Origin of the sequence: Streptomyces formicae (assembly GCF_002556545.1) — a bacterium.
Taxonomy (GTDB): domain Bacteria; phylum Actinomycetota; class Actinomycetes; order Streptomycetales; family Streptomycetaceae; genus Streptomyces; species Streptomyces formicae_A.
Genome location: NZ_CP022685.1, coordinates 8,334,627 through 8,348,092 on the forward strand (window position 1 = coordinate 8,334,627; position 13,466 = coordinate 8,348,092).

At 72.8% G+C, this 13,466-nt stretch carries 10 protein-coding genes; 8 read left to right on the forward strand and 2 right to left on the reverse strand.

Features of this window, described 5'->3' with window-relative positions; translation table 11 throughout:
- The first annotated feature begins 38 nt into the window (after positions 1-38).
- The 6 genes from KY5_RS36240 (at position 39) to KY5_RS36265 (ending at position 6,335) form a co-directional block, all read left to right on the forward strand.
- The gene (locus KY5_RS36240; protein ID WP_234363027.1) at positions 39-1,235 is read left to right on the forward strand and encodes an MBL fold metallo-hydrolase; all 1,197 of its coding nucleotides are present in this window, start codon (positions 39-41) and stop codon (positions 1,233-1,235) included.
- 1,189 nt (positions 1,236-2,424) lie between these two features.
- Positions 2,425-4,323: a sensor histidine kinase gene (locus tag KY5_RS36245; RefSeq protein ID WP_107645726.1), complete on the forward strand. Its 1,899-nt coding sequence runs from the start codon at positions 2,425-2,427 to the stop codon at positions 4,321-4,323.
- A 99-nt stretch (positions 4,324-4,422) separates the two neighbouring features.
- Positions 4,423-4,857, forward strand: a complete 435-nt coding sequence (locus KY5_RS36250; protein WP_098246174.1) for a roadblock/LC7 domain-containing protein — start codon at positions 4,423-4,425, stop codon at positions 4,855-4,857.
- Between the two features lie 2 nt (positions 4,858-4,859).
- Entirely contained in the window at positions 4,860-5,231 is a 372-nt protein-coding gene (locus tag KY5_RS36255) for a DUF742 domain-containing protein (RefSeq protein ID WP_098246175.1), read from the forward strand.
- Positions 5,209-5,802: a GTP-binding protein gene (locus KY5_RS36260; protein WP_098246176.1), complete on the forward strand. Its 594-nt coding sequence runs from the start codon at positions 5,209-5,211 to the stop codon at positions 5,800-5,802. Before KY5_RS36255 ends, KY5_RS36260 begins: the two co-directional genes overlap by 23 nt.
- Positions 5,799-6,335: a GAF domain-containing protein gene (locus tag KY5_RS36265; protein WP_098246177.1), complete on the forward strand. Its 537-nt coding sequence runs from the start codon at positions 5,799-5,801 to the stop codon at positions 6,333-6,335. Before KY5_RS36260 ends, KY5_RS36265 begins: the two co-directional genes overlap by 4 nt.
- Positions 6,336-6,341: 6 nt before the next feature.
- On the opposite strand, the gene KY5_RS36270 is transcribed toward KY5_RS36265, so the two are convergent.
- Together KY5_RS36270 and KY5_RS36275 are read right to left on the reverse strand one after the other, a co-directional pair.
- Positions 6,342-8,225: a DUF2264 domain-containing protein gene (locus KY5_RS36270; protein WP_098246178.1), complete on the reverse strand. Its 1,884-nt coding sequence runs from the start codon at positions 8,223-8,225 to the stop codon at positions 6,342-6,344.
- A 116-nt stretch (positions 8,226-8,341) separates the two neighbouring features.
- Positions 8,342-9,496 (reverse strand): LacI family DNA-binding transcriptional regulator, encoded by a 1,155-nt coding sequence (locus KY5_RS36275; RefSeq protein WP_098246179.1) that lies wholly within the window; start codon positions 9,494-9,496, stop codon positions 8,342-8,344.
- A 224-nt stretch (positions 9,497-9,720) separates the two neighbouring features.
- On the opposite strand from KY5_RS36275, the gene KY5_RS36280 reads away from it, so the two are divergent.
- Complete coding sequence (locus KY5_RS36280; protein WP_098246180.1) at positions 9,721-11,172, forward strand: M1 family metallopeptidase; 1,452 nt, start codon at positions 9,721-9,723, stop codon at positions 11,170-11,172.
- Positions 11,169-13,397 carry a discoidin domain-containing protein gene (locus KY5_RS36285; protein WP_199843397.1) on the forward strand — a complete coding sequence of 743 codons (2,229 nt, stop codon included), beginning with the start codon at positions 11,169-11,171 and terminating at the stop codon, positions 13,395-13,397. The genes KY5_RS36280 and KY5_RS36285 overlap by 4 nt, the downstream gene beginning before the upstream one ends.
- Positions 13,398-13,466: the final 69 nt, after the last annotated feature.

Sequence of the window (13,466 nt, forward strand, 5' to 3'; positions counted from 1 at the left end):
ATAATGGAGGGGCCTATCCACCCCCTTCAGGAGGTCCCGTGTCCCGGTCCCTGATTCCCGGGCTCCGCGCCCTGCGGCCCGCCGCCTTCGGAGCGGATCCTGAGGGTGCGCGGATGGCGCGGATCCGCAGGTCCCCGAACTTCTCCGTCGCGGAGGGCACGTTCCAGAATCCCCTGGGAGCGCGGACCCGGCCGACCGGGTCGACCGCGGAGTTCGCGAAGATCTACTTCCGCAAGGAGGAGCGCGTCCGACGCGGGCCCACCGGCACGGTTCCGGTGCACGCCACGACCCTCGCCGACCTGGTGAGGCCGCCCGCCGACGGGCTGCGGGTCACCTGGATGGGGCACTCCAGCGTGCTCGTCGAGATCGACGGTCACCGGGTGCTCTTCGACCCGGTCTGGGCCGATCGCTGCTCGCCGTTCGCCTTCGCGGGGCCGAAGCGACTGCACCCGGTGCCGGTGCCGCTCGAAGCGCTCGGTCCGGTCGACGCCGTGGTCATCTCGCACGATCACTACGACCACCTGGACATGCCGACGATCAAGGCCCTGGCCGCTACGGACACGGTGTTCGCGGTGCCGCTGGGCGTCGGCGCCCACCTGGAGCGCTGGGGCGTGCCCGCCGAGCGGCTGCACGAGCTGGACTGGCACGAGTCGGCGAAGGTGGCGGGCCTGACCCTGACCGCCACGCCCGCGCGGCACTTCTGCGGGCGTGGCCTGCGCAATCAGCAGCACACGCTGTGGGCGTCGTGGGTGGTCGCGGGGTCCGAGCACCGGGTGTACCACAGCGGGGACACCGGCTATTTCCCCGGTTTCCGCGAGATCGGTGACCAGTACGGCCCCTTCGACACCACGATGATCCAGATCGGTGCCTACAGTGATTTCTGGCCCGACATCCACATGACTCCGCAGGAGGGCATGCGGGCCCATCTGGACCTCCAGGGCGGGCGGCCGCAGGGCGTCATGCTGCCGATCCACTGGGGCACGTTCAACCTCGCTCCGCACCCGTGGTCGGAGCCCGGCGAGGGCACCCTGGCCGCCGCGCGCGAGGAAGGGGCCACGATCGCGCTGCCCCGCCCCGGCGAGCCCTTCGAGCCCGGGTCGGACGCGGTGCCCGGTGTGCCGTGGTGGCGGGGCGTCGCGGTCGTGCCGGACGGCGGCTGGGTCGATGCCGATGCCGAGGAGGCGGGGCCGCGGGCCGCGACGAGCGGGGAGCCGGAGGCGGCGCCGGTCGGATAGGCGTTGTGCCTCCCGGCGGGGGAGGCGGGGCGCGGGGCGTCTGCGAGGTGCCTTGGGTGGTGAGTGGCGTCTGCGAGGTGCCCTGGGTGGTGAGTCACGCCTGCGCGTGAGGCGGCCTGCGTGGTGAGTCGCGTCTGCGAGGTGCCCCGCGTGGCGAGTCACGCCTGCGAGGCGGCCTGCGTGGAGGGTCACGTCTTCGCGTGAGGGGGCCTGGGTGGTGAGTCAGGTCTGAGCGTGTGTCGGCCCGCATGGAGAGTCACGCCTCCGCGTGTGTCGGCCGGTATGGCGAGCCACGCTGCGTGTGAGGCGGCCCGCATGGAGAGTCACGCCTCCGCGTGTGCCGGCGCGTATGGCGAACCACGCTGCGTGTGAGGCGGCCTGCGCGAAGAGACACGCTGCGCGTGAGGCGGCCCGTATGGCGAGCCACGCCTGCATGCGTGTCGGCCCGCGTGGCGAGCCGCCTCGCACCGTCGACCCGCCCCCGCTCGACTGGTGCCGGTCCTCGACCGGTGCCCGCCCCCACCTCACCCCCCCACTACGCCCCGACCTCGCCCTGCCCCGCCAGCCCTTCGGCGGCCGTGCGGCGGCCGACCGCCCGCCCCCGGCGGGGAAGCCCCCGTACCGTCCCCGCCGCAGCCGCATGACGCCGCATCGGCGCCCGGCCGCGTCCCCGGACGGCTGTCCACGTCTCCCGGCGCGTCGAGCCGAAGACCCGCGTCAATTCGCCGTACGCGGCGGAGGGTTCTTCGAGCGCCGCGCGTTGACGCCCTGCCCGGGCGGGGCCTCCGCGTCCCCGTCCGCGGGGCAGTCGCCGAGGACGGGGACCCCCGGCGGGCAGCCGTACCGCGGCGCGGAGGCGCTCGCGCGGCGTGAATACCCGGCGTACGCAAGGCGCTGCCCGTCCGAGCCCTCCGACCGCGAGGCGACGCGCCGCCGATGCCCGAACGAGGTGGGAATCGCACCTGCGTACGAGGCTAATCGGACCCCCGTGCGAGGCGTCATACCAGAGCGGGACGCTGCCCCGCCGACTTTGTCAACTGCCCACCGCACATGATGCGTTGCCGACTACCGTGAGTGGCCGTCGGGCGACGCAGGGATCACATCGCGGACCTGCCGACCGGCACGGCGATGCCGCAATCAGGAGTCGGGCCGATCCCTGGACCCCCGTCGCAACGTACCGAGGACGCAGATGTCTCACCTTCGCGCACCCGCCGCACGCGCAGACCGCCGTGAGGGCGGGCGGCACGGCAGGCCGGGCAGCCGCGCCGCCACGCTGCCCGAGACCCACATACGGCCCCTGCTCCTGCGCATCGCGGTGCTGCCCGCCGTCGCCGTGGGCCTGAGCGCCTGCGCGGCCGTGCTGTTCACGCTCCGCTCGACCGGCACGCGGCCGGGCCCCGCCCTGCTGGCCGTGCTCGCCGCCGCCACCGTGGTCGGCCTCTCCGGCATCGTGATCGCCGCGGTGGCCGCCGACCGCGCCGCGCGCTCCCTGCGCGACCGGGTCGGCGTGCTGCGCCGTGCCACCGCGCGCGGCCAGGCCGACCTGCGCGGCGTCGTGGAGAAGCTGCGCCGCGGTGACCAGCCGCCCGCCCCCAGACCCACCCGTCACACCCGCCCCGGCGGCGACGAATTCGACCTGCTGTCCGACGAGTTGAACCGCGCCCACGACACCGCCGTCGACGCCGTCGTCCAGGCGGCCCAGCTCTCCAGCCAGGCGGGCAGCGAACAGAAGGTCGAGGTCTTCGTCAACCTCGCCCGGCGCCTCCAGTCGCTGGTGCACCGCGAGATCTCCCTGCTCGACGACATGGAGAACGAGGTGGAGGACCCCGAGCTGCTCAAGGGCCTCTTCCACGTCGACCACCTGGCGACCCGCATCCGCAGGCACGCCGAGAACCTCGCCGTGCTCGGCGGCGCCGTCTCACGCCGCCAGTGGAGCAATCCGGTCTCCATGACCGAGGTGATGCGCTCCGCGATCGCCGAGGTCGAGCAGTACTCACGGGTCAAGCTGGTGCCGCCGATCGACGGCACGCTGCGCGGGCACGCGGTGGCCGACGTCATCCACCTGCTCGCCGAACTCGTCGAGAACGCCACCGTGTTCTCCGCGCCCCACACCCAAGTGCTGCTCCGCGCCAACCTCGTGACGGCGGGACTCGCCGTCGAGGTGGAGGACCGGGGCCTCGGTATGCCCCTCGCCGAGCAGAGCAAGATGAACCGGCTGCTCGCCGACCCCGACCAGGTCAATGTCGCCAGCCTGTTGCAGGACGGGCGGATCGGCCTCTTCGTGGTCTCCGCGCTCGCCCGCAGGCACGGCGTCGCGGTCCGGCTCCAGACCAACATCTACGGCGGTGTGCAGGCCGTACTGATCGTGCCGCAGGAGCTGCTCGGCGCCGAGCAGCAGGTGGAGACCGCCGAGCGGCGGCGCCCGGCGGCGGACGAGACGGCGGCGCGGGGGGCGGGATCCCCCGGGGACGTACGACGGGACGCGCCCGTGCCTCCGCCGAGCGGGGCGCCCGACGGAGCGCCCCCGCGCCACGCGGCCCAGGCCGCTCCCGTCGCCCCTGTCCCCCCTGTCGCCCCGGTCACGCACGCCGCGCACGCCGCACCCGCTCCGGCCCCCGCCCCACGGCCCGAGCCCGTCGCGGTCCCCGTGCGGCCGCACCAGGACCTGTCAGGACGCGAGCGGGAGCCAGGGCGTGCCGCCGACGGCACGGGACCCGCGCCGCTGCCCGTGCGCGGACGCGGCGCGCGGCCGACGCCCGCCGACGCCGTGCCCGGCATCCGCCCCACGGACCGGGCGATCGCCGACGAGCACGCGGGCACGCTCCCGACCCCCCGCAACGGCGTGGTGCGCGGCCGGGTCGGCAAGCCCCAACTGCCCAAGCGGCGCGCCCAGGAACACCTCGCGCCCCAGCTGCGCGACGCCCCGGCGCCGCGCCCCGACGGAGAGCACCTCGTCGGCCACGACCCGGGTCTGATGGCCGCGTTCCAGCGCGGCATCGGCCTCGCCCAGGCACAGGACGTCCGCGGCCCCACCCCCGGGGAGCACGGGTCCGGCGTCCCGCACGACGGGAGCGAACAAGGCGGCTGACCCGCGCACCACTACGCCCGATCACCCCCCACGACCTCTGCCGAGGCGGAGTGCCGACGCAGACCTACGTACGTTCGTACCCCAAGGAGTCGATCCACCATGGCGAGCGATGTGCCGACCGGCCATGTATCCGATCTCGACTGGCTGATGAGCGGCCTCGTGCAGCGCGTGCCGCACACCCACAGCGCCGTCCTGCTCTCCTCCGACGGACTCGTGAAGTCGGTGCACGGCCTCGACCAGGACAGCGCCGACCACATGGCGGCCCTCGCCTCGGGGCTCTACTCGCTGGGGCGCAGCGCGGGCGTCCGCTTCGGGGACGGCGGGGACGTCCGCCAGGTCGTCGTGGAGCTGGACTCCACCCTCCTGTTCGTCTCCACCGCGGGCTCGGGCACCTGTCTCGCCGTGCTCGCGGGCCGGGACGCGGACGCGGCCGTCCTCGGTTACGAGATGGCGATGCTGGTCAAGAGCGTGCGCCCGTACCTGATCACCGCGCCCCGGCAGCCCGCCGGCGAACCCGCTCCGATGAGGCATTGACCATGGCGGCCCCGCACGACGGGCCCTGGCTCGACGACGCCGCGGGGCGGCTCGTCCGCCCCTACACCGTCAGCAACGGGCGGACCAGACCGACCAGCCGACTCGACCTGCTCTCCCAGGTGATGGCCACCGGGGCGGCCCCCATCGGCTACCTCGGACCCGAACACTCCACGGCCATCGGCCTGTGCGAGGCGCCCAGATCGGTCGCCGAGATCGCGGCGCAGCTGAAGCTGCCCGCGGTCGTCACCAAAGTGATCCTCTCGGATCTCATCGACTGCGGGGCCCTCACCACGAAGGCCCCGGACTTCTACCACAACCCCACTGACCGGTCCCTGTTGGAGGCAGTGCTCGATGGATTACGACGACAGCTCTGACCCCTTCCCCACCGCACTGAAGATCTTGGTCGCGGGTGGCTTCGGGGTCGGCAAGACCACCTTCGTGGGCGCGGTCAGCGAGATCGCGCCGCTGAGTACGGAGGAGTTGCTCACCACGGTCAGCGAGGCCACCGACGACCTCTCGGGCGTGGAGAACAAGACCACGACGACCGTCGCCATGGACTTCGGACGGATCACACTCGACCCGGAGCACGTGCTCTACCTCTTCGGCACGCCGGGGCAGGAGCGCTTCTGGTTCATGTGGGACGAACTCTCCGAAGGCGCGCTCGGCGCGGTGGTGCTCGCCGACACACGACGTCTGGAGGACTGCTTCGCCGCCGTGGACTTCTTCGAACAGCGCGGCATGGGCTTCATCGTGGCGATCAACGAGTTCGACGGCGCCCACCGCTACGAGCCCGACGAGGTCCGCTCCGCCATCGACCTCGACCCCCACGTGCCCGTGGTGCGCTGCGACGCACGGATCTCGAGCTCCGGGATCCAGACGCTCCTGACCCTCGTCAAGCATCTGCTCAACCATGCCCCGGCGCCGAGTTATGGAGCACACACGTGATGTACGACCCGACCGCGCACCTGTTGCTCACCCCCGTCGACAAGGAGGCGCCCGCACGGGTGCGGCGGTTGCGCGGTCTCGGGCTCGGACAGCGTGCCGACCCGGCCCTCGACCTGTTCGCCGACCGGCTCGCCGAGCTGACCGGCGCGCCCTACTCCATGGTCAACTTCATCGGCGAGGAGCGGCAGTTCTTCGCGGGTCTGCACACCCCGCAGGGCCCGTGCGGCGACGACTGCCGGTTCATGGCCCGCGACTACGGCTACTGCCCGCACGTGGTGGCGCGCCGCAAGGCCCTCGTCCTCGAGGACGTCCGCGACTATCCGCGGTTCGCGGGCAATCCCGTGGTGGACGAGATCGGCATCCGCTCCTATCTGGGGGCGCCCCTCATCGACCGTACGGGGGTGGTGCTCGGCACCGTCTGTGTCGTCGACGTCGAGCCGCGGCCCTGGGGGCGGGCCGGGCTCGACACGATCAAGACGATGGCCGCCGAACTCGTCGGGCAGATCCACCGCCGCGAGGACGGCGGGATCTGACCGTGCTCACAGGAGCAGTTCGACCCCGTCGGGGAAGCGGACACGGACGACGCCGTCGTCGTCGACGGCGCAGCTGACGGAGTCGCGCAGCGCCTGCGGCTCGACCGTGTCACCGGACAGCGCGACGAGCGTGACGTGCACGCTGTCGGCGCCGGGTCGGTGGGCGCAGGACAGGAACGGGGTCGCCGAGTGCGGTCCGTACGCGTTGGCCGCCACCTCGCGGGCGATCCCGGCCCGGTCGTCCCAGCCGTGCAGCGCGATCACGGCGCTGGTCAGCCCCGACTCCGTACGCGTCAGGGCCCAGCCGGGGCCCGACTCCGCGTGCGGCCGCGTCGCGTCGGCCACCGGGTGCCCGCCCTCGCGCACGGCGAGCTCCGCGGGGGCCTGTACGCGGTGTACGCGGATCTCCCAGGGGCCGTGCAGCGCACTGGTCGTCCGGATGGGGAACTCGCCTTCCAGGTGGGGCAGTTGTGCGTCGTGCCGGGAGGACGCGACGCGCCCCTCGCAGCTCAGCGGGTGGATGCGGCGGCGGCGCGAGGCGGTGCCGTCCGGTGCGACGAGCGCGAAGTGGCCGTCCACGGCACGCTCCCACGCGCGCGTGGCCGTCTCCGGGGCGGTCGCCGTGGAGTAGCCGAACTTGGCGTAGTGCGGGTCGTCCTGGGCGGGGCCTTCGAGGGGATTGTGGTCGCTGCCGTGGTTGACCAGGCGCACGATGCCGTCGTGCCGGGTGCCGTGCAGGAGCCAGCCGGGCTGGGGGAGCGCCGTGTACCGGTCGGACTCCTCGACGGGCAGCGGCACTTCGCGCTCGGTCCACACCGGGTGGTCGGCCGGGAGCAGCAGGCCGAGGAAGCCCTTGCTCGCCCAGTACGGGGACGCGGGGCCCGAGTACGCCTGGGTGGCCGAAAGGAACGTGCCGTACCAGCCGAGCGGCAGCAGGCCCCGCTCGTCGGGGACGCCGCGCTCCACGAAGTGCCGCGCGGTGCCGGAGGCGAGCCGCCGGGTCAGTCCCGGCGCGAGCGGGGTGCACTCCGCGAGGGCGCCCATCCACACGGGCGCCGCGGCGGCGAACCGGTACGTCAGGGAGCGCCCCTGGTGGACGGGGGCGCCGTCGCCGCCGAAGAAGTGCGGGTAGGTGGTGAGGAACTGGGTGAGGCGTTCGCGGTAGACCTTGCCGCGCCCGTCGTCGTCCGCACCGGCCATGCGCGCCCACAGCAGCGGGTAGAGGTGCATGGCCCAGCCGATGTAGTAGTCGAAGTTGCGTCCGTCGCCGTCGCTGTACCAGCCGTCGCCCCGGTACCAGTCCTCGATGCGGTCCAGGCCGCCGTCGATGTCCGACCGGCTGTGGGGGGCGCCGACCGAGGCGAGGAACTGCTCGGACACCACTTGGAAGAGGCGCCAGTTGTTGTCCCAGGTCCGGCCCCCGACGAAGCCGGAGAACCAGTCGACCACCCGCTCCTGGACCCGGGTGTCGAGCTGGTCCCAGATCCAGGGGCGGGTCTCGTACAGGCCGATGGCGATCGAGGCGGCCTCCACCATCTGCTGGGAGCAGTCGGTGAGTTCGGGCCACGCCTCGCCGCTGGAGCGGTCCGTGCCCGTTGTCAGACCCCGCGCGTAGCGTTCGACGAGGCGGGGATCCACCTCGCCGCCCGCTCCCGCGATCCGGAAGGAGGCGAGGAGGAAGGACCGCGCGTACCCTTCGAGGCCGTCCGACACGACGCCCGACCAGCTGTTGCGTCCCGGCAGGCGGTACTGCGCGAAGCCCGGCGTCGCGTAGGGGACGAGGGCGTCCAACTGCCGGTCGGCGAGCGCCTCCCAGTGCGCCCTGGTCCAGCCGGTGAGCGGGGACAGGACGCGGTCGGTGGGCGGCAGGTGCAGGTGCGGTGCGGGCATGGGGTCCGTAACTCCTGGAGGGGTGATGCGGGTCAGTCGGAGACAGGCGTGGGCATGTGAACTCCCAGAGGTGTCGGCGGCACACGGGCGATCCCGCGACAGCATGTAAGCGGTTGCTATCGCGCGCAAGAGGGGCCGGGATCTTTCTCCGTTCTTTCCGTTCTGGCTGTTCTGGCTGTCCTGGCTGGGGATGGCGTGCGGGCCGCCACCGAGTCGCGTACGACGATGTGTGTGCCGAGCCGCACCCCGCCGTCGGCCGGGGGCCGCCACGCGTCGGACTCCGCATCCGGCACCGCGCTCCGCACCGCCTGCCGGCCCATCTCCTCCAGCGGTACGTGCACGGTGGTGAGCCGGGGCCGCAGCGTCGCCGCCGCGGGCACGTCGTCGTACCCGACCAGCGAGATGTCGTCGGGCACGCGGAGCCCGGCCTCCTCGATGGCCTGCGACGCCCCGATCGCCACCATGTCGTTCGCCGCGAAGACCGCGCTGAACTCCAGCTTCGCGGCGAGGAGTTCGGCCAGCCTGCGATGGCCGAAGGCGGGGCTGAACGCCCCGGTGTGCACCAGTTCGGGAGCCGCGGGCACGCCGCGCAGCGCCAGTGCCCTGCGGTGCCCGGCGAGCCGGTCGTGGGTGGTGGAGAGGTTCGGCGGGCCGCCCAGGTAGAGGACGCGCTCGTGGCCCTGGGTGAGCAGGTGGTCGGTGAGGGCGAAGGCGCCGCCCTCGTTGTCGTACTCCACCGAGAGCGTCGGCACGTCGCGCCCCACCGACGGCCTGCCGCACAGCACGAGCCTGGCCCCGCCCGCGTGCAGGCTCCGTGCCCTGCGGGCGACTTCACGGGCGTACGCACGGTCCTGGTGCGCGCCGCCGACCAGGACGACCGCGTCCGCGCGCTGCTCGTGGAGGAGGTCCACGAAGGCGAGTTCGCGCCGCGGGTCGCCGTGGGTGCAGCAGACCATGCAGAGCCGCCCCGCCTCCGACGCCGCCCGCTCCACGCCGCGGGCGATGTGGGCGAAGAAGGGGTCGACGACGTCGTGCACGATGATGCCGACGGTGCGGCTGGAGGTGCCCGCGAGGGCGCGGGCGTGCGCGTTGATCACGTAGCCGAGTTCGTCCACCGCGGCGTGGACGCGGGTGCGGGTGGGTTCGGCTACGGGGTAGTTGCCGTTGAGTACGCGGGAGACGGTGGCTGATGAGACGTTGGCTCGTGCCGCGACGTCGGTGATGGTCGCGCGTCGTGTGGGGCTGCTCCGGTGCGTCGGCGCGTCTGCCATGTGCGGTCGTCCTTCCGGTGCGGGTTCGTCGTGGCTTGTCGCGCAGTTCCCCGCGCCCCTTGCGGAGTTCCCCGCGCCCCTCGACCGGGTCCGCCGCCTCGGCATCGACGGTAAGCGTGTACCGGATTCTGTCCCTGCGCCAGAGAGTCGGAGCGGAAAAGTCCAAGAGCACGGCGCTCCAGAGGTGTTGACGGGACAGTAAGCGATTACTACGTTGCCGCCCCATGGCTGAGAAAAGGACCCGCACCGTGCGTGCCGTCATCGCTGCGGCGGCCGCGGTCGCCACTCTCGCGCTCACCGCTCCCGCCCACGGCACCCCCTCCCATCCCGCTCCCGGCTCGGACGGCGTGGGCGACCCGCTGTTCCCGACGCTCGGCAACGGCGGCTACGACGTGCGCCACTACGACCTCTCCTTCGACTTCACGCCCGTCACCTACGACTTCGCCGCCACCATGAGGATCCGGGCGAGAGCCACCCAGGACCTGTCGTCCTTCAACCTCGACGTCGACTCCCTCGCCATCGACCGGATCACCGTGAACGGCGCGCCCGCCACCTGGGAGATCGGTCCCGGCAAGACCGGCCAGGAGCTCACCGTGACCCCGGCGCGGCCGCTGCGCGAGCGCCGCTCCTTCGACGTCGAGGTGGCGTACCACGGCAACGGCAGGACGAAGCCGATCGGCCAGCCCGGCTGGCGGTACATGTCCGACGGCGGCTTCGCCTCGGCCGCCCAGGCGTCGCGCGCCGACACCTTCGCGCCGGTCAACGACCATCCGTCCGACAAGGCGACGTGGACCTTCCACCTCACCGCGCCCAAGGGCTGGACGCCCGCCGCCAACGGCAACCTCACCGGGCGGCGCGGCGCGCCCGGCGCCAAGGAGACCTGGGACTTCTCCCTCAAGTCCCCGATGGCGCCCGAGCTGATGGGGATCTCCGTCAACAAACAGAGCTACCTCTACGGTCGCGGCCCGCACGGCGTGAAGCTGCGCCACCTCGTCCCCGAGGACCAACGGGAGAAGTACCGCCCGATCGTCGAGGAGACCGGCGGGCAGCTCGCCTGGCTGGAGAAGACCCTCGGCGTGCGCTACCCCTTCGATACCTACGGCGTACAGATCGTGCGCGACGGGTACGGCGACGCCCTGGAGAACCAGACCCTCTCCCTCTTCGGGCCCGGCTGGTTCGAGCGCCCCACGTACTCCACCACCATGGTCCACGAGCTGACCCACCAGTGGTTCGGCGACTCCGTCACCCCCGCGACCTGGCAGGACGCCTGGATGAACGAGGGGCCCGCCGTCTACTACGCCGCCGTGTGGGCGGACCAGAAGGGGTTCCAGAGGATCGAGGAGAAGATGAAGGCCGCGTACGAGAAGCTCGACGCGGTCCGCAAGACCGACGGTCCGCCCGGCAAGCCCACCGGGCTCGGCGGCTTCAACATCTACGACGGGGCCGCCGTCTCCCTCTACGCCCTCCGACAGCAGATCGGGCAGGACCAATTCGATGCCGTCATGAAGGCGTGGCTGACCAAGCACCGGCACGGCAACGCCACCACCCAGGACTTCATCGACAACGCGGTCAAGGTGACGGGCGACGCGTCCGTCCGCACCTTCCTGAACCACTGGCTGTTCGACCTCGACAACCCGCCCATGCCGGGCCACCCCGACTGGGGCGTCACCCCGTGAGGCGCCACCCCGCCGCCCTCGCGGCGGCCCTCGTCACCGTGGCGCTCGGCGCCCTGCTCACCCCGAAGGCCACGGCCGCCCCGGCGCCGCGCGTCCTGCACGTGGCACCGCACGGCAGCGGCGACACGTGCGGTGCGGCACGCCCCTGCTCGCCGACCGCCGCGCGCGACGCGGCGCGCGACATCGCGGACCGGGACGTGCGGATCGAACTCGCCGACGGCACGTACGAGTTGACCCGGCCCCTGGAGCTGGGCGAGGCCGACTCGGGACGTGCCGGGCGCACCGTCACCTGGACCGCGGCCCCGGGCGCCGACCCCGTCCTGTCCGGCGGCCGGGAGATCGAGGGATGGCGCAGGAACCGGGACGGGACCTGGACCGCCACCGCCCCCGAAGGCGTCGCCCCGCGCCAGCTCTTCGTGGACGGCCGCCGCGCGCAGCGCGCACGGGGAGCGGCCTGCCCCGCCGCCACCTGCGACGCGACGAAGGACGGGATGACGGGTGCGATCGCCTCGGGCGCCGCCGCCTGGCAGCGGCCCACCGGCGCGGAGGCGGTCATCAAGGTCCGCTGGCGCGACTACCACTGCCGCGTCACGGGCGTCGAAGGCGACAACCTCACCTTCGCACAGCCCTGTTGGGCCAACTCCGCGAGCGGCACCGACCGCACGGGCCCCGCCTGGGACTCCACCACCGTCGACTCCGCCCGCTACCACGGCGTCGCCTACTTCGAGAACGCCCGCGAACTCCTCGACGAACCGGGCGAGTTCGTCTGGGACACCGTGGACCGGACCGTCACCTACCTGCCGCGCGCGGGCGAGAACCCGCGCCGCGCCCGCATGGTCACCCCGGTCACCGAGCGGCTCATGGTCATCGACGGCGCCCACGACGTGCGGGTCGACGGCATCGACTTCGCCTACGCCGCCTACCGTCAGCCCGGCACCGACGAGGGCTACGCGGGCACCCAGGCGGGCCTCACCCTCACCGGGGCGAGCGGACCCGTCGACCACGCGGGCCGGTACTACACGAAACCCTCCGCCGCGCTCACCGTGCGCGGTGGGCGTCAAGTGACCGTCACCCGCGCCGAGTTCACCCATCTCGCGGGCGCGGGCGTCATCCTGGAAGCGGGCACTAAGGACTCGTCCGTCACCCGCTCCCGCTTCATGGACCTCTCGTCGGGCGCCGCCTACATCGGCGACACCGAGCCCGACCCGGAGCCCGCGCTCGCGGGGGAGCGCAACACCCTCGCGTACAACACCATCCGGCGCACCGGGGTCGAGTACACGGACTCCGTGGGCATCTGGGCGGGGTACGAGGCGGAGTTGAGCGTCGACCACAACACCCTCGAAGAGCTGCCCTACTCGGGGATCTCGGTCGGCTGGGGCTGGAACCAGCCCGAGGCGAGGGAGTCCGTCCTGCGCGACAACCGCGTCACCGCCAACCGGATCACCGACGTGATGCGCGTCGAGCACGACCAGCACGACGGCGGCGCCATCTACACCCAGGGCGCCCAGCCCCGCACCCTCGTCGCGGGGAACTACATCAACCGCTCGGCGTACGGCAACACCGAGCGCGACGGCAACGGCATCTACCTGGACGAGCAGTCCTCGCACATCCGCGTCGAGGGCAACGTGCTGACCAGGCTCGGCTACAAGTGGGTCTCCAACTGGGCGGACTACGGCATCCAGAACCACGCCACGGGTAACTGGACCGACACCGACGCACCCGCCCTGACCGGCACCGGATCCACCATGAAGGACAACCGCACCGAACTCGACCGGCTGCCCGCCGAGGCACTCGCCGTGGCCGGGCGCGCGGGCGCCCGCCCGGAGCCGGTCGAGCAGCTGCGCCCCGACCTCGCCCGCGCGGGCACCGCGTCGCAGTCCTCCACGGACGGCGCCGCCGGGGCCGCGTACGCCGTCGACGGGGACACCTCGACCGACACCCGCACGCTCGCCGAACCGGGCGCCTGGTGGCAGGTCGACCTCGGCGCCGCCCGACGGGTGCGCCAGGTCGAGGTGTGGAACGGCGCGGCCATGACCACGGCGGACTTCGACGTCCAGCTGTCGCGGACCGCGGACTTCGCCGACGCCACGACCCGCCATGTGGAAGGGAAGGCACTGCGCCCCACGCTCCTGGAATTCGCCGGGGGCGATACGGCCAGATTCGTACGGATCAGGCTCACGGGCACCGGTCGGGTGGGCCTGGCACACGTGCTCGTCCATCCCTGACGATCGGGGTTCCGTCCGGCCGCCCGGCCCCTCGACACGGGCGGCCGGGGCCGGATAGATAAGGATCAA